This window comes from Cupriavidus sp. C1SS-2L, from assembly GCF_057073735.1.
This window is the reverse complement of sequence record NZ_CP172708.1, coordinates 2,240,442-2,256,288: the sequence shown is the minus strand read 5'-3', so window position 1 is coordinate 2,256,288 and position 15,847 is coordinate 2,240,442. Positions and strand designations below refer to the sequence as shown.

Here is a 15,847-nt window from a genome sequence, read left to right as displayed (position 1 = left end):
GATCAGCCGCGGTTGGAAGGCCGCGCCACAGCGGCGCTGGCCGCGTCATCGGCCGGAACATTGATGACCGGTGCGCCCTTGGCAGGTACGGCATCTGCGGGAGCTGGCGCGCGGCCGCCATTGTTCACGGCGATGATGCGCGCGATCAGCTGGTCGGCGTCTTGCGCGACCTTGTCGTAGACGTCCGTCTGCATCGGCTTGGCCGCGGCGGCGCTGACCATGGCGGCGCCTTCTTCATGGCGCACGTCGACGGTCACGTTCATCGACAGGCCGACGCGCAGCGGGTGATCCTTGAGCTGCTGCTGGTCAAGCGCGATACGCACGGGCAGGCGCTGCACCACCTTGATCCAGTTGCCGGTGGCGTTCTGTGCGGGCAGCAGCGAGAACGCGGAGCCGGTACCGGCAGAGAAGCCCGCGACCTTGCCGTTGTACTTGACCTTCGAACCATAGACGTCGGCTTCCAGCGTCACGGGCTGGCCGATGCGCATATGCGTGATCTGCACTTCCTTGAAGTTCGCGTCGACCCAGACCTGGTCCAGCGGCACGATGGCCATCAGCGGTGCCCCGGCGGCCACACGCTGGCCGACCTGGACCGAGCGCTTGGCGACGTAGCCCGTGACCGGCGCGGGCAGAGCGGAACGCGCGAACGACAGATAGGCCGAGCGCAGGTTGGCTGCCGCGCGCTGCACGTTCGGATGCTTTTCGACGGTGGTCTGGTCGGTCAGCACCTTGTTCGAGGCGAGCTGCTCGCGTGCGGCAAGCAGAGCCGATTGCGCCCCCTGCAGCGCGGTCTGTGCGTGGGAGATTTCTTCGCCCGACACCGCACCCGAGCCGGCGATCGCCTGGCGGCGGCGCAGGTCGTCGCGCGCCTTGGCGACGTCGGCCTCGCGCAGCGCCACGTTCGCGGCGAGCGAGCCGTTGTTGACGTAGAGCGTGCGGACTTCGCGCACGGCCTGCGCCAGCATGGCCTCGGCCTGTTCCAGCGAGACTTGCGTATCGGCGCGGTCGAGCTGGATCAGCGGCTGGCCTGCGGTGACGAGCTGCGTGTCATCCGCGGCGATCGACACCACGGTGCCGCCTACCAGCGGCGTGACCTGGACCACGTTGCCGGCGACGTACGCGTCATCGGTACTTTCGAAGTGGCGCGCGTACAGGCCCCAGTACACGCCGTAGCCGACGCCTGCCACGACGATGGCCGCGGTCAGGGAAAGCAACAGGCGCTTGCGCTTGCCATTGTTGTTGACGGATGCCGCCGGAGTGTTCGGGTTGCCGGCTTGCTGGTTATCGCTCATTTTGGTCTCTCGTGAATCTGTTCTGCGACGGCGGGCGCGCGGATCAGCCGCGTGCGCCGGCCTGGCTGGTTGTCTGATTCGCTGCGGCGGCGGGGGCATGGCCTTCGCCGCCTTCCTTCGGCTCTTCATAGCCGCCGCCGAGGGCCTTCATCAGCGCCATCTGCAGGTCCAGCCGGCGGGCCTGCAGGTCGGTGGCGAGACGGCGTTGCTGAAGCACGTTGCTCTCGGCGTTCAGCACGGTCAGTTGCGTGCCAAGGCCTGCCTTGTAACGCGTGGTGGCGAGCGCGTACGCGTGTTCGGCCAGGTCCAGCGCTTCACGCTGTGTCTTGATCTGGTTGTCGACGCTGCGGATGCTCGTCATCGTGTCGGCGGTTTCCTTGAGGGCATCGACCAGCGTCTGGTTGTAGCTGGCCACGGCAATGTCATAGCGCGCGTACTTGCCCTTCAGGTTGGCACGCAGCCGGCCGCCTTCGAAAATAGGGAGGTGCAGCGCGGGGCCGAAGCCCATCGTACGGCTGATGCCCATGAACAGGTCTTCCGGGCGCAGCGAGGCCAGTCCCGCAAAGCCGGTCAGGGTGATGTTGGGCAGGAATTCGGTCTTCGCGACCTTGATTTCCTTGCTGCTGGCTTCGACGCGCCAGCGAGCGGCAACCAGGTCGGGCCGGCGGCCGAGCAGGCCGATGGTCAGGTCATCCGGCAGCTTCGGCGTGGCCTGCGCAAGCAGGACCGGCTTCTGGATCGACAGGCCCCGGTCCGGCCCCTTGCCGAGCAGCGCAGCGATCTGGTTGCGCGACAGCGCGATATCTTCGTCGATGCGCTGCAGGTCGGTGCGTGCCGCTGCCACAGTGCCGCGTGCCTGGGTGGTTTCCACCTGCGTGTCGAGGCCCGCGGCCAGGCGCTGCTGCGACAGGCTCGTCAGGTCCTGGCGTTGCGTGATGGCGCGCTCGGCCACGTCGCGTTGCGCGTAGAGCGCGGCGAGGCGGGCGTAGGCCCTGGCGATCGACGTGGTCAGGATCAGGCGCGAGGCCTGGCTTTCAGCCTCCGCGGCGCGGTCGTCCGAGAGCGCCGCTTCGAGCGCCGAGCGGTTCTTGCCCCAGAAATCGAACTCGTACGACAGGTTGGCCTGCAGGTGCGACTGGTTCCACCAGCGCCCGGCCAGCGGTGTGCCGGCGAACAGGTCGGTCTGCGAGAAGATCTCGCGCGTGATGTCCGCGCTGAAGCCGACGGTCGGATAGAGAGCGCTGCGGGTCACGTCCGCCATGGCGCGCGACGCTTCCACGCGCGCAAACGCGACTTGCAGGTTGGGATTGTCCTTGACCGCTTCGTCGACCAGCGCGTGCAGCTGCGGATCCTGGAACTGGTCAATCCAGTCCATGCCGGGCCATTGGCCTTGCTCGGACGGCAGCGTCTGGCCGGTGGCCAGCGCGCTGGGGTCCATCACGGTCTGGGTGCTGTGCGAGTCGCCGAGGGCGGCGCAACCGGCGAGCACGGCCGCGGCCACGACCGTCAGAGCCAGCGTGCTGGCGCGACGGCCCAAGGTGCGTGCACGCGATGGGCTTGTAACAGGTGTTGAAAGGGCGTGGTTCATTGTTGATGCATTGGGCGAAGGGGCCCAGCTTGTTATCTGGATCGATGTTGGTGGCGCAAGCGCAAAGCGTGCCGGCACGCTAGCCGGAGTTATTGCAGATCACACGCCTGAGCATGCCGCGCAGAATTTCGATCTCTTCCGCGCTGAAGCCGCGGAAATGCTGAGCCATCACCTTGCAGAAGACTGTGGGAAGTTGCGCCGCCAGCGCGTGCCCCGCTGGCGTGAGGGTCACATCCAGAACGCGGCGGTCGTCATCACGGCGCGTGCGTTCGATCAGGCCTCGCTTTTCCATGCGGCTCAGCAGCCGCGTGATGGATCCCATGTCCGTATTCAGTTCCCGGCCCAGGTCCGTGACCGTGCTGGCGCGCCCGGATGACAGCATGATCAGGCAACTGGCCTGGGCATGAGTGATGTCGAGTCCGCTGACTTCCTGTTCAATGCTGTGCGCGAGCGTGTTCTTGGCCCGCGAGATCAGGTAGCCCACACTCTCCGCCATCACATAGCGGGCGGGATCAAACGGATCGTCGGATGAAGTGGCGGAATAGCCGGGTGACATCATTTGCCTCTGCAATCTTTGCTATGGCAAATATATGTAGCCGTTTAACTATCCGCAAGGATAGAAATTCGGCATTTCGGTTTTAGAAATAATTTACCCATGTCTTCGGCGCAGTTGGCGCAAGGCATGTCGCGCCGCAGCATGCTATAATGTTGGGTTACTTCAGATTTCCGTACAGCGAGACGCTGCAATGACCCGCGCCATCCGTAATATCGCCATCATCGCCCACGTCGATCATGGCAAGACCACCCTGGTCGACCAACTCCTGCGCCAGGCAGGCACCTTCCGTGACAACCAGCAGGTTGCCGAACGGGTGATGGACTCGAACGACCTGGAAAAGGAACGCGGGATCACGATTCTCGCGAAAAACTGTGCCGTCGAGTACAACGGCACCCATATCAACATCGTCGACACCCCGGGCCACGCCGACTTCGGCGGTGAAGTGGAGCGCGTGCTGTCGATGGTCGACGGCGTGCTGCTGCTGGTGGACGCCGTCGAAGGCCCGATGCCGCAGACCCGCTTCGTGACCCGCAAGGCACTGGCGCTGGGGCTGAAGCCCATCGTGGTCGTCAACAAGATCGACCGCCCGGGCGCGCGCCCGGACTGGGTGATCAACCAGACCTTCGACCTGTTCGACAAGCTGGGCGCCACCGACGAGCAACTTGACTTCCCGGTCATCTACGCCTCTGGTCTGAATGGCTTTGCCGGCCTGACCGAAGACGTGCGCGACGGCGACATGAAGCCGCTGTTCGAAACCGTGCTGGACAAGGTGCCGGTGCGTGACGACGATCGCGACGGTCCCCTGCAACTGCAGATTATCTCCCTGGACTACTCGAGCTACGTCGGCAAGATCGGCGTGGGCCGCATCTCGCGTGGCCGCGCCCGGCCGCTGCAGGACGTGGTGGTCAAGTTCGGCCCCGAAGGCAACCCCATCAAGGGCCGCATCAACCAGGTGCTGAAGTTCCAGGGCCTGGAGCGCGAGATTGTGTCCGAAGCGGAAGCCGGCGACATCGTGCTGATCAACGGTATTGAAGAACTGGGAATCGGCTGCACGGTGTGCGCGCCGGACGCCCAGGACGCGCTGCCGATGCTGAAGGTGGACGAGCCGACGCTGACCATGAACTTCTGCGTCAACACCTCGCCGCTGGCGGGCCGTGAAGGCAAGTTCGTGACCAGCCGCCAGCTGCGCGAGCGCCTGGACCGCGAACTGAAGTCGAACGTGGCGCTGCGCGTGAACGACACCGGCGATGACACGATCTTCGAAGTGTCGGGCCGCGGCGAACTACACCTGACCATCCTGCTGGAAAACATGCGTCGCGAAGGCTACGAACTGGCCGTATCGCGTCCGCGCGTGGTGTTCAAGGAAATCGACGGCGTCAAGAACGAGCCGTACGAACTGCTGACCGTTGACGTCGAAGACAGCCACCAGGGCGGCGTGATGGAAGAGCTGGGTCGCCGCAAGGGCGAACTGCTCGACATGGCATCGGACGGCAAGGGCCGTACCCGCCTCGAATACCGCATCCCGGCCCGCGGCCTGATCGGTTTCCAGGGCGAGTTCCTGACGCTGACGCGCGGTACCGGCCTGATCAGCCATATCTTCGACGACTACGCACCGGTGCGCGAAGGCGGCCTGGGTGAGCGCCACAACGGCGTGCTGATCTCGCAGGACGATGGCGATGCCGTGGCCTACGCGCTGTGGAAGCTGCAGGATCGCGGCCGCATGTTCGTGAAGCCGGGCGATGCGCTGTATGAAGGCATGATCATCGGCATCCACAGCCGCGACAACGACCTGGTCGTGAACCCGATCAAGGGCAAGCAGCTGACCAACGTGCGTGCTTCGGGTACCGACGAAGCTGTGCGCCTGGTGCCGCCGATCCAGATGTCGCTCGAGTATGCGGTGGAGTTCATTGCCGACGACGAACTGGTCGAGCTCACGCCGAAGAGCATCCGCCTGCGCAAGCGCCACCTGAAGGAGCACGAGCGCAAGCGTGCCTCCCGCGAAGGCGTGTAAGAACGCGCTTCAACGCAGTAATAAAAAACCGCGCCTTGTGCGCGGTTTTTTTATGGCGTCCTTTCAAGATGGTCCAGGAATGCCGGCGCGAACGAGAGCGCGATCAGTCCGGGATCGAGCGATTCGGTGTGCATGCGCATAGCTTGCAAGCGCCGCAGAAAGACACCAGGAGAGATAGCTCCTGGTGCCAGATTCACGTTACCGGACGATGCAAAAAAGTCAGTTCTGTCTGTCGTCAGGCAAGGGTCAAGGAACGATCGGGAGCGCCGTAGACCAGCAGGACGGCCGGTCGGGCCGTTCCCTTTACTCCGGAGAGCCCATGTTTCGCAACACTACTATCGGCGCCAGATTGTGGTTCCTGATTGTCGTCACCAACCTCCTTCTGTTGATTGTCGGAGCCTTCGGCATGATCGGCATGTCGCGCAGCAATGATGCTACGCACGAAATCTATGAGCACCAGTTGACCGCTGCCATGCGCCTCGCGGAGGCCCGTTCCAACCAGTTGCTGGTCCGTGTATTGCTCGACCAGGCGACGCTTGCCAAGGATCCCGCCGATGCGCGCGCGCGCGCCGAAACGGCGCAGGGTTTCGCGCGCGATTCGGAGACCGCGTGGAAGGCTTACCTCGCCGTGCCTCGCTCCGCGGAAGAATCGAACCTGACGCAGGATGTCTCTGCCAAGCGGGAAGCGTTGTTCTCGCAAGGCGTTGCGCCGATGGTTGCGGCGTTGAGGGCCGGCGACCGCGAAGCGGTGATGACGTCGGTGATGAAAACCATTCCAAAGCTCGACATCGCGCTGACTGCAGCCAGCGGCGATCTGAGTCGCGCGCAGATCGCGAGTGCGCACCGCGTGTACGAAGAATCGCAGCAGCGCTACAACGAGTTGCTCGTGTGGTCGGCGGTGGTGCTCGTTGCCGGCCTGGTCTTCAGCACAGTTGTGGCATGGCGTCTGCGCCGTTCTATCGTGCAGCCTCTGGACGTTGCCATCGCGCGATTCGAGCGCATTGCAGATGGCGATCTCAGTGGCGCTGCCACCGATGCCGGCATCGTTGCCGACGAAAAGGCGCGCAGCGAAACCAGCCGCATGCTTGGGATGCTCGGCAATATGCAGGCCAGCCTGGTGTCCATGGTCAGCCAGGTCAACGGCGGTGCGGATTCGATCGCCGCGGCCAGCCGGCAGATTGCGAGCGGCAATGCCGACCTGTCGCAGCGCACGGAACAGCAGGCCGCGTCGCTGGAAGAAACGGCGTCTAGCATGGAAGAACTGACCGGCACGGTACGCCAGAACGCCGACAGCGCGCGCGAAGCGGCGACTCTCGCCAACGACGCGACGACGCTCGCCGAGCGCGGCAGCGAAGCGGTGCTGCGCGTGGTGCATACGATGCAGTCGATCGACGCAAGTTCGGGCAAGATCGTCGACATCATCGACGTGATCGAGAAGATCGCATTCCAGACCAACATCCTCGCTTTGAATGCGGCGGTAGAAGCCGCACGGGCAGGCGAGCATGGTCGGGGCTTCGCGGTGGTCGCGGGCGATGTGCGCGATCTCGCGCAACGTTGTGCGGGCGCTTCGAAGGAAATCCGCGGACTCATCGGCAAATCGGTGGCCAATGTGCGCGAGGGCACGGGTCTTGTGGATGACGCGGGCCGTGCGATGCAGGACATCGTCGATGCCGTGCGGCGCGTGAGCGCGATCATCCGCGATATCAGTTCTGCGTCGGACGAGCAGTCCAACGGCATCGAGCAGGTGAACCTCGCGGTGTCGCACATGGATGGCATGACGCAGCAGAACGCAGCACTGGTGGAGCAGGCCGCTGCCGCGGCAGCATCGCTTCAGGATCAGGCGCAGCGGCTGATGTCGCTGGTGTCGACGTTCCGGCTCGCGTGACGATACAAGGCTGTGACGCGTGTGCGGATGCCGCACATGCAGCGCTCCCGCGCGAATGATCGGCGTAGAATCGCGGCTTGCATTTGCGTAGGAGAGCATCATGACTGACTTCGTCACGACAGAAGTCCAGGGTGGCATCGGCTACCTGACGCTGAACCGGCCGCAGGCGCTCAATGCGCTGTCGCTGGAGATGATCCGTGCCATGACCGCGGCACTGCAGGCCTGGGTCAATGCACCGGAGGTCGTGGCTGTAGTGGTGGCGGGGGCCGGTGGCAAGGCATTCTGCGCCGGCGGCGACATTCGCTATTTCCACAAGGCCGCGCATGAAGGCGATCCGCTGCTCGATCAGTTCTTTGTCGAGGAATACGCGCTCAATTTTCTGATCCACCGCTACGCCAAGCCTTATATCGCGCTGATGGACGGTGTCGTCATGGGCGGCGGCATGGGCATTTCGCAAGGGGCGCGCCTGCGCCTCGTCACGGAGCGCACCAAGATGGCCATGCCGGAAACCAATATCGGGCTGTTTCCGGACGTGGGTGGGGGCTGGTTCCTCGCGCGTACGCCGGGCCGCATCGGCGAATACCTGGGTCTCACCGGCACGGTCATTGCCGCGGCCGATGCGCTCTATGCTGGACTGGCCGACGCCTATCTGCCTTCCAATGTACTGGCTGAAGTGGTCAGCGCGCTGCGCGCGCGCACGTTCGACAACGGCCAGGCCGTGCTCGACCACATCGCCACGTTCGCGCAGCAGCATCGCGATGCGTGCATGCCGGCGCAAAGCCAGCTTGCGGGGCTGTCGGCCGAGATCGACCGTATCTTTGCCGGGGACACCATGGTCGACATTCTTGCCGCGATCAGCGATGCGCCGGGCGACTGGGCCGCGCAAACGGCAGCAATGCTGCGCAGCCGTTCGCCGCTGATGCTGCACGTATCGCTCGAGCAGATCCGCCGTGCGCGCACCATGTCGCTGGACGACGAACTTCGCATGGAACTCGACATGATGCACTACGTGTTCCGCAAGGGCGACGGCGTGGAAGGCATCCGTGCGCTCGCTATCGACAAGGATCACAAGCCACGCTGGCAGGACGCGCGCGTCGACGACGTGAGTCACGAGAAAGTGCTGTCCTTCTTCGATAGCCCGTGGCGTGCGGAAGATCACCCGCTGGCCAGTCTCGGCAAGTAAGGGGGTGAGCCACGCGGCTCTCCAGACTCGGGTAGAGTGACGGCTGGATCGGCGCCAGGCATGACAGGCCATCCATGTGGCCGGCGCCATTCCGCTTCACTCGAACCGCACAGTTGAAGGAGTCGTTATGAGCAATCCTCGTGATGTCGCTGTACTGGTGGGAAGCCTGCGCAAGGAGTCGTTCAGTCGAAAGCTGGCCAAGGCGCTGATCGCGCTGGCGCCACAGCCACTCAAGCTCGAAATCGTCGAGATTGGCAACCTGCAGTTGTACAACCAGGACCTCGACGCCAGTCCGCCAGCCGAGTGGACCGCCTTTCGCGACCGCATCCGCCGTGCCGATTCGGTCCTCTTCGTCACACCCGAATACAACCGCTCCGTGCCGGCGCCGCTGAAGAACGCGATCGATGTCGGATCGCGTCCATATGGCAGCAGCGCCTGGGACGGCAAGCCCGGCGGCGTGATCAGCGCTTCGCCCGGCGCCATCGGTGGTTTCGGGGCGAATCATCACCTGCGGCAGTCGCTGGTATTCCTGAACGTGCCGATCCTGCAGCAGCCAGAGGCCTATATCAGCGGCGTGGACAAGCTGTTCGACGAGCAGGGCGGTATCGCGAACGAATCTACCCGCGGTTTCCTGGGCAAGTACCTGACAACGTACGCGGCCTGGATCGAACGCAACGCAGCTGCGCGCTGATGTAGCTGGCGGATGGCACGGGCCGCGGCGCAATCGTGCGCTGTGGCCTATCTGCTGTCCTGTTTTTTACCACGGCCTGGGACCGAATCGACCTATCTCCGATAGCAACACGATGCTCGTTCTCATCATTTTGCGGCTTTGTGTAATCGTCCCATGCGCACTGTTCTGGCCGGTTTCAAACCGCTTGAGCAGCCGAGATACGTCATAGCATGATATATCGGATCGGGATTCGTGCGCGGAGGTCACCGGAGGTGACTTGGTTTTCGATGTCATGTTGACAGTCCGGCGCCGGCGTAGCCGAGCGCTTCAATGGGCCGGAGCGTAGCGAGCAGGCTTGCCCAGGAATCCCCTCGACTCACTTGGCGAGACCCGATGGCGGGGCGCGTTGCCGTGTTCTGCGCGCGATCATACCGGTTGAGTGGGATGGTGCGCCGACATTCCATGCGCCGGCAGGGGGCGGCGCAAGGCGGGCCTGACCGGGTGCGTTCCACTGCCCGTGCTTGGCTGAAGGCCAACGAAGTCGGCCTGGTGCGACCAATGTCATGGTTTGGTTGTGGGGGGCTTCCGGCCTCGCTTCGGGCGAATCTGCGCCGGGTAACCTATACTCTTGTCCTTGCGTTCGCTCGACAATCGTTTCCGTTGCCCGGCGGTGCTACACGAAATGCTTCGTGGTGCTACAACGTAGCGCTTGCACCCCAAAATGGCTTCAACGAGGTCAATTCCGAGACGACGAGACAGGGCGAGACCGCCCGCAGACCCTAGTACTGACGCCGTTTTCCCATGAAAGTAAGCCCCCGCCGCATCTCGGTTGCCCCGATGATGGACTGGACCGATCGCCATTGCCGCACCTTCCATCGCCAGCTCAGCCGCCATACCTGGCTGTACACGGAGATGGTGACCACTGGCGCGCTGCTGCATGGAGATGTGCCACGGCACCTGGATTTCAACGCCGCCGAGCACCCGGTGGCGCTGCAACTTGGCGGCAGCGAGCCAGCAGATCTCGCCGTAGCCGCTCGCCTTGGCCAGCAGTGGGGCTATGCGGAAGTCAATCTGAATTGCGGATGCCCGTCCGAGCGCGTACAGCGTGGTGCATTCGGCGCTTGCCTGATGGCCGAACCGCAACTCGTGGCCGACTGCGTGAAAGCCATGCGCGATGCCGTGTCGATTCCCGTTACGGTCAAGCATCGCATCGGCATCGATAAGGTCGAGCATTACGGTTTCGTTCGGGATTTTGTCGGAACCGTGGCGCAGGCAGGCTGCGAAACGTTTATCGTCCATGCACGCAATGCCATCCTGAAGGGGTTGAGCCCGAAGGAAAATCGCGAGATCCCGCCGCTCCGCTATGAAGTTGCCTATCAGTTGAAGCAGGATTTCCCGCAACTGGAGATCCTGATCAACGGCGGCATCGTCAGCTATGACGAAATGGCGAGCCACCTCGAGAATGTCGACGGCGTGATGATCGGCCGGGAGGCTTATCACCAGCCCTATGTGCTGGCGGAGATGGATGGCCGGTTCTACGGCGACGCGGAGGCGCCGGTGCGATCGCGGCTGGACGTGGAGCTAGCCATGCAGCGCTATATCGGCGAACTGGTGGAGCGCGGCGGTTACATGGGCGCCGTCACGCGCCACATGCTGGGCCTCTACCGCGGTGTGGCGGGTGGCCGCGGCTGGCGGCGCGTGCTGTCAGACGCCAAGCGGATGTCGGCGGCCCGCACGCATGCCAATGTGGATGCGCTGTTCGAAGAAGCGCGGTCCCATCTGCATGCTAACGCCCCGCTCGAACCCGAGCATCGCGCAGCCGCATAGGCGATTCGGAGGGCCGGCGCCAGAAAAGTCATCGAATAAATACTCTAATTCCGAATGGTGGATTTATGCATCAGGGCAGGGCGGGTAGCGGGAGCGGCACTTGCGTCGATTCGTCGCCCGGAGACCCGCACCAGGAAAGGGATTCCCCTAATTAGCCGAAGGCAGGCCCTTTCTTACACTGTGCCTGCCCTCGAATACAGGGCTTTCTTCAACTGATTATTCAGCCCGCTTTGCGGGCTGCTTTTTTTTGGAGTTGTGCGACGGCGACTTCGGTTTACCCGAATGGCGCTAGTCCCGATTGCCGGTTACATTGGAACGGCCTTCAGGGCATTTGAGATCGCAAAAGTTAAGAGTCCGCGCTGCGGGCTCTTTTTTTTGGGGCGTCTTTCATGTCGAGCAATGACGCTTTGATAGTACTGTGACGATAAAGTTCCACGCCGTGTGAGCTATTTGCTCGTATGGCTGACGCCGACGTCAATCGTGCCGTAGGTGGTAATGCTCGACCCCGACCCGCCATCTGTTGCGCCACTACCGGCGCAACCTGCCAGCGCCATTGCCAACAGGGCTGCTGCTGCCATGCCAAATACCTTGTTCACTGCCGAACTCCTGAAAGCGACACAGCAACTTTGGCTGTGGCGATGCCAAGGGGTTCCGTACGAATGATCCGGCAGATGCCAAAAAAGACAGGCGGCGCTTTAGTCGGCCGCCTGACGGGAAGGTCGAGGGGGGTCAATTTCCCTCGGAAGAGAGTATCTGTGTGCGACGACAACTGTTGAACCCTGCGTAGGTAGGGGCTGTGCGTAGCATATATGCGGGGAAATCGGATATCGCTTTCCGGCTGGCGTAGCCGTTGGATACCCTGAAAACAAAACAGCCGCTTGAGAAAGCGGCTGTTGTGCAAAGATATTCTTGGGGTGGCTGATGGGACTCGAACCCACGACGACAGGAATCACAATCCTGGACTCTACCAACTGAGCTACAGCCACCGTAGAGGTCATCAGCGAAGCGCTGATCGACGAAAACCAAGATTATACAAACAACTTTCCGGTATGGCTAGTATCCCGCACAATTTTTTTTAGGAAAGCGTCTTTATCCTTTGGAGGGGCTCCACTTGGCCTCCAGCAGTACGGCTTGCTTGATGGCTTCGACGGTTTCCGCCTCGGTGTCATAGTGACCCAGCAGCCGGCGCGACTTGCCGTTCAGCACAGCTTCTTGCAGCGCCCGGTCCGCTGCCTCGGAAGTGCCTGGTTGCCAGCAGTAGCGCGCGGTCCATTTGCCGTCCTGCAGGCGCTCCGCCACCCAGATCAAACGGAAGTCTTCAAACACAACGCCAAATGGCGCCTGGTCGTCCCCCACAGCCCACCTCGTTTCTTGCAGTTCCATTGAGCAGCACATTGGCAGTGCCTTACCGCGAATCATGCTATCACGCGTCACCTCGAACACCTGCCGTCGTCCATCAACTTCTATCGCTCAGGTCTTTCCCCAATATGTCCCGGAATGCCAAGAAAATGTCCCGCAATATCAAATGACCTGAGCCAGATTTTCCATACTGAAGCCGCAACAACCTTACGGCGGTCATTATCATGTTTGCTCTCGCGTTCTGGTGTCTTTGCTCTTTTGCGGTTGGCCTGCTGGCTCACATTTTGGGTCGTTCAGGTGCTATCTGGGTGGCGTTCTCGATGGTCTTTACGCCGTCGCTCGGGCTGGTCCTCATGGCGATCCTCGGCAAGAAGAAAACGGCACAACCGCAGTGGATCTGAAGGCTCGTCGAGCGGTCCTGATCATCTGAAGCTTCATGCTACGATGGACCGGCTTTCGGGAGACCGCCATGGAATATCGATACAAGGGCCGCGAAATCTCGATTCAGGCGCTTAAGGCCGCCGAGGGCCAATGGAACTGGTCCTTTTCCATCCGGGGCCATGGACACAGGCATAACGCCGGAGCGCTTTTGACATCGGAAGGCGATGCAATCGACGCGGCCTATGCGGCGGCGAAACACGAGATCGACGATATCTCCGGCGACGCCAACGACTAGCCCGCGCTATCGCTCCATATCCCCCACCCGCAATCGCACCGCCGGGTCGCCCAGCACAACGTAATTGCGTGCATCGTCCCGAGCGATCCAGCGCAGGGCCAGCTCGGTTTCCGACACCGCGGCTCCCGCACTGCGATCACGTAGCACATCGGCGAGTTCCGTACTCAATGCTGCCCAGCGAATATTGAAGCGATCGGTGGCCTGGCCCACGCGCTGGCCGCGCAGCAGGCTGCCGACCACGTCGCGAAAGCCCTGGGTTTGCGGATCGGCGCGCTCGGACTGGAAGCTGTACGCCCACGCACGATCCACATGGCCCAGCACGGCCAATGCTCCGCCCTGCGGGTGTGCGAGCAGCCGCTGGGGCAGGCGCGCCGTGAACGGGTAGGGCGCGATGCGGTGGCTGTCGGCGCCGGGTGCGCTGAAGTTGTCCAGATCGGGAGAGCCCGCGCCGAAGCACGCAAAGCAGAAATGGATCAGGCCATGGCATTGCGCGTCGGCGGGAATGTCGCTACCTGCAAACCAGTGGCTCGAGTCGATGGCGCCATAGCCGGGCCAGTCCTGGCAGACGAGTGCACCTTGTACTTCGGCAATGCGGTCGTCGTCGGCGCGCACGCACATGCCATGCGATCCGGTCAGCAGCACGGCCGGCGCGCCGTCGGGACCGTCGCCGCGTAGCAGGCCCCTCAGCGCTGCCTTGGTGGCGGCATCGCCGAGCAAGGCGCGCATGGCAAAGCCTTGCCGTTCGCCGAGCGGTTTGGTTTGCGCGGTTCCCATGGCCAGTGGCGCGGCGAGCTGGCGCGTCAGCATCTGCGTGGCGCGGTCGAAGTCGTGGCACGTGGCGAAGAGGGCGACGTTGCGGCGCGATGGCACGGTTGGCGCGCTTTCGTAGGCGACGATGCTGTCGGCGTAGCGCCGGTAGTCTTCGAATTCAGGGAAATCCAGCCTGCCGACCGCCCAGTAAAGGTCAAGCGTGTACTGGAAGGCGAACGATATCCCGTCAGGCGGCCCAATCAGAAGCAGGTAGTACGGCACACCAAGCGCAGGATCGACGACGTTCAGTGACACCTTGTGCCGAGCCAGCCAGGTCGTGGCAGTGTCGCCGTGCAGGCAGCCGCCCGGGCCGTGGAAGATTTTGATGTCGCCCGCTTCCGAACGTCGCTTTTCGATCAACGGAGCGAGTGCTTCAAGGTAGGGCGCGGGATCGGTGTCGGCGGCGAACAGCAAGCCCCAGCCGGCTTCCGCGAGATTGTCGGCGTCCACGTCGCCCATGACGGCATAGGTATCGATCTGTCGCGCCTTTTCTGCGGCACGCTCTGGCGCTCGGCGGCCGGCCTGCTCGCGCGTGCAGAACGCCTCGATGCCTGCCTTGTCGAGATCGGCCAGCGGTTGCCCGGTGTCCGCGTGTATCCCCAGCGCGATGGGCAGCGACGTTTCGCTCATGGTGCCTCCGTGGCGCTTGCCTCAGCGGCCTGCCAGATCAGGTGCGCCACCTGTGGTCCGCTGATGTCGTTGTGCGCGCCCGAAACGCCCGACTTGTGGCAGATATAGTCGCTCGCTTCAACGTTCAGCACGCGTGCGCCGGGCATGGTGTAGCGCCCGTCGATATCGAGCATGGCGGTGTCGGCCGCGGCCTCCACGCCCTGGATGCCGAATGCGCCGATTGCGCCGAAGGTGGGATAGGTTTGCGCAGCGTCGAACGCGACCTGTCCCGCGACGCCGGCGGCCCAGGGATAGAGTTCGCACACCGCTGTGTCATGCCGCGAACGCGTAGTGACCAGCGGCCCGTGCAACTTGCCGTCGGCCAGCAGCCGATGGCAATAGCCTGCGGAGTCGGGCCGTACCGGAATCGACGGTGCATAGGCCCACAGCGACATCGCGCCCTGCACGAGCACGCAGGAATCCACCGGCCGGCGCAGTGCCGCGGCACCGCCGGGGCCACCCAGTGCCGCCGACATGACGATGCAGCCGAAGCTGTGGCCCATCAGGTGCAAGCGGGCGTCGGGCAGGGCATCCAGCAAGCGATTGATCAGCGGATGCACGCCTTGCTCGCCGACGGTCTGCGCGCGCTTCTTCATGGTCCAGAACGAGAGCTGGCGCAGCGGTGCGAGGATACCTCCAAGCGAAGGCGCGCCAAACGCGGCGCTCAACTGGCTCGCTTCGGCGAACGACGCATCGGGGTTGAAGGGCAGGCGGTCGGCACTGGCATCGCCGTCCACGCCTTTTGCGCCAAGCGCGAGTGCCTGGTCAAGCTGCAGGTAGGCCTGCCGCACTTCGGGCGGCAGCCGAGCGGCGTCGGCGCCGGTGCGCGCCGCTTCCACGATGACGGCCAGCGCTGCGCGGATTTCCGGTGTATCGCCAAGGCGCTGCGCATAGGCGTCGATCATGGCGTCCTTGCCTGCGTGCGCGGGAGCGGCAAAGCTCGCGCTGTCGCCCAGTTCTTCGTCCCCCCAGGGCAGACTTGGCCAATGCACGCCGATATGGGCCAGTGCGAAGCCCGGTCGTGCCATTTGCATTTCCTGCTCGTCGACCGCGCAGCTGCTGAATGCACCGATCCAGCGGTCATACTGGCTGCGCGCGGCCGGGATATCTCCCTGCCAGCCGTGGCTCCAAAGGAAGATGTCTGTCGGCGCGGGGCCGTCGCGCCATTGCGCGAGCAGGCGGTCGGACAGGCGTCCGGCTTGCGCACCTAGGGCGTCCGGGTCGTCGTTGCGCTCATTGCCGTCGGCGTCCAGCGCGATCAGCGCGTAAGTGGTGCCAGTGGCTGCGATGGTCTGGATTGGCATGGCGGACTCCTGATGTT

At 63.5% G+C, this 15,847-nt stretch carries 14 protein-coding genes and 1 tRNA gene; 7 read left to right on the top strand and 8 right to left on the bottom strand.

Going from position 1 to position 15,847, the window contains the following annotated elements:
- Positions 1-2 precede the first annotated feature (2 nt).
- From ACIGJG_RS10445 to ACIGJG_RS10435, 3 genes are all read right to left on the bottom strand, one after another.
- Positions 3-1,292 (bottom strand): EmrA/EmrK family multidrug efflux transporter periplasmic adaptor subunit, encoded by a 1,290-nt coding sequence (locus ACIGJG_RS10445; RefSeq protein WP_483672306.1) that lies wholly within the window; start codon positions 1,290-1,292, stop codon positions 3-5.
- A 43-nt stretch (positions 1,293-1,335) separates the two neighbouring features.
- Positions 1,336-2,880 (bottom strand): efflux transporter outer membrane subunit, encoded by a 1,545-nt coding sequence (locus ACIGJG_RS10440; RefSeq protein WP_140950872.1) that lies wholly within the window; start codon positions 2,878-2,880, stop codon positions 1,336-1,338.
- A gap of 79 nt (positions 2,881-2,959) precedes the next feature.
- Positions 2,960-3,436 (bottom strand): MarR family winged helix-turn-helix transcriptional regulator, encoded by a 477-nt coding sequence (locus ACIGJG_RS10435; protein ID WP_011298184.1) that lies wholly within the window; start codon positions 3,434-3,436, stop codon positions 2,960-2,962.
- 190 nt (positions 3,437-3,626) lie between these two features.
- Between ACIGJG_RS10435 and typA the strand changes: the two genes are divergently transcribed.
- From typA to dusA, 5 genes are all read left to right on the top strand, one after another.
- A complete protein-coding gene (gene typA, locus ACIGJG_RS10430; protein WP_011298183.1) occupies positions 3,627-5,447 on the top strand; it encodes a translational GTPase TypA in 1,821 nt (606 codons plus the stop codon).
- A 319-nt stretch (positions 5,448-5,766) separates the two neighbouring features.
- Positions 5,767-7,332, top strand: a complete 1,566-nt coding sequence (locus ACIGJG_RS10425) for a methyl-accepting chemotaxis protein (RefSeq protein ID WP_220630878.1) — start codon at positions 5,767-5,769, stop codon at positions 7,330-7,332.
- Positions 7,333-7,432: 100 nt separating this feature from the next.
- On the top strand, positions 7,433-8,515 hold the full coding sequence (locus ACIGJG_RS10420) for an enoyl-CoA hydratase/isomerase family protein (protein WP_483672305.1): 1,083 nt from the start codon (positions 7,433-7,435) through the stop codon (positions 8,513-8,515).
- A 127-nt stretch (positions 8,516-8,642) separates the two neighbouring features.
- A complete protein-coding gene (locus ACIGJG_RS10415) occupies positions 8,643-9,206 on the top strand; it encodes an NADPH-dependent FMN reductase (protein ID WP_011298180.1) in 564 nt (187 codons plus the stop codon).
- Between the two features lie 780 nt (positions 9,207-9,986).
- Positions 9,987-11,012, top strand: coding sequence for a tRNA dihydrouridine(20/20a) synthase DusA (gene dusA, locus ACIGJG_RS10410; RefSeq protein ID WP_011298179.1), 1,026 nt, complete (start codon positions 9,987-9,989; stop codon positions 11,010-11,012).
- Positions 11,013-11,458: 446 nt separating this feature from the next.
- Here the strand turns inward: dusA and ACIGJG_RS10405 are convergent, their stop codons facing one another.
- The 3 genes from ACIGJG_RS10405 to ACIGJG_RS10395 form a co-directional block, all read right to left on the bottom strand.
- Positions 11,459-11,608 (bottom strand): hypothetical protein, encoded by a 150-nt coding sequence (locus tag ACIGJG_RS10405; RefSeq protein ID WP_166486968.1) that lies wholly within the window; start codon positions 11,606-11,608, stop codon positions 11,459-11,461.
- Positions 11,609-11,922: 314 nt separating this feature from the next.
- Positions 11,923-11,998: transfer RNA gene (locus tag ACIGJG_RS10400), tRNA-His, on the bottom strand.
- Positions 11,999-12,101: 103 nt separating this feature from the next.
- Complete coding sequence (locus ACIGJG_RS10395; protein WP_084791905.1) at positions 12,102-12,395, bottom strand: hypothetical protein; 294 nt, start codon at positions 12,393-12,395, stop codon at positions 12,102-12,104.
- 200 nt (positions 12,396-12,595) lie between these two features.
- Between ACIGJG_RS10395 and ACIGJG_RS10390 the strand changes: the two genes are divergently transcribed.
- Positions 12,596-12,772 carry a hypothetical protein gene (locus tag ACIGJG_RS10390; protein WP_166487004.1) on the top strand — a complete coding sequence of 59 codons (177 nt, stop codon included), beginning with the start codon at positions 12,596-12,598 and terminating at the stop codon, positions 12,770-12,772.
- A 68-nt stretch (positions 12,773-12,840) separates the two neighbouring features.
- Positions 12,841-13,047 carry a hypothetical protein gene (locus ACIGJG_RS10385; RefSeq protein ID WP_041679638.1) on the top strand — a complete coding sequence of 69 codons (207 nt, stop codon included), beginning with the start codon at positions 12,841-12,843 and terminating at the stop codon, positions 13,045-13,047.
- 6 nt (positions 13,048-13,053) lie between these two features.
- On the opposite strand, the gene ACIGJG_RS10380 is transcribed toward ACIGJG_RS10385, so the two are convergent.
- Together ACIGJG_RS10380 and ACIGJG_RS10375 are read right to left on the bottom strand one after the other, a co-directional pair.
- Positions 13,054-14,487: a C25 family cysteine peptidase gene (locus ACIGJG_RS10380; protein ID WP_483672304.1), complete on the bottom strand. Its 1,434-nt coding sequence runs from the start codon at positions 14,485-14,487 to the stop codon at positions 13,054-13,056.
- The gene (locus tag ACIGJG_RS10375) at positions 14,484-15,830 is read right to left on the bottom strand and encodes a hypothetical protein (protein ID WP_483672303.1); all 1,347 of its coding nucleotides are present in this window, start codon (positions 15,828-15,830) and stop codon (positions 14,484-14,486) included. The genes ACIGJG_RS10380 and ACIGJG_RS10375 overlap by 4 nt, the downstream gene beginning before the upstream one ends.
- Positions 15,831-15,847: the final 17 nt, after the last annotated feature.

Coding starts and splice junctions, on each gene's coding strand:
- ACIGJG_RS10420 (WP_483672305.1), top strand. CDS start 7,433: ATGACTGACTTCGTCACGACAGAAGTCCAGGGTGGCATCGGCTACCTG.
- dusA (WP_011298179.1), top strand. CDS start 9,987: ATGAAAGTAAGCCCCCGCCGCATCTCGGTTGCCCCGATGATGGACTGG.
- ACIGJG_RS10440 (WP_140950872.1), bottom strand. CDS start 2,880: ATGAACCACGCCCTTTCAACACCTGTTACAAGCCCATCGCGTGCACGC.
- ACIGJG_RS10390 (WP_166487004.1), top strand. CDS start 12,596: ATGTTTGCTCTCGCGTTCTGGTGTCTTTGCTCTTTTGCGGTTGGCCTG.
- ACIGJG_RS10415 (WP_011298180.1), top strand. CDS start 8,643: ATGAGCAATCCTCGTGATGTCGCTGTACTGGTGGGAAGCCTGCGCAAG.
- ACIGJG_RS10395 (WP_084791905.1), bottom strand. CDS start 12,395: ATGGAACTGCAAGAAACGAGGTGGGCTGTGGGGGACGACCAGGCGCCA.
- ACIGJG_RS10445 (WP_483672306.1), bottom strand. CDS start 1,292: ATGAGCGATAACCAGCAAGCCGGCAACCCGAACACTCCGGCGGCATCC.
- ACIGJG_RS10435 (WP_011298184.1), bottom strand. CDS start 3,436: ATGTCACCCGGCTATTCCGCCACTTCATCCGACGATCCGTTTGATCCC.
- ACIGJG_RS10385 (WP_041679638.1), top strand. CDS start 12,841: ATGGAATATCGATACAAGGGCCGCGAAATCTCGATTCAGGCGCTTAAG.
- ACIGJG_RS10425 (WP_220630878.1), top strand. CDS start 5,767: ATGTTTCGCAACACTACTATCGGCGCCAGATTGTGGTTCCTGATTGTC.
- typA (WP_011298183.1), top strand. CDS start 3,627: ATGACCCGCGCCATCCGTAATATCGCCATCATCGCCCACGTCGATCAT.
- ACIGJG_RS10380 (WP_483672304.1), bottom strand. CDS start 14,487: ATGAGCGAAACGTCGCTGCCCATCGCGCTGGGGATACACGCGGACACC.
- ACIGJG_RS10375 (WP_483672303.1), bottom strand. CDS start 15,830: ATGCCAATCCAGACCATCGCAGCCACTGGCACCACTTACGCGCTGATC.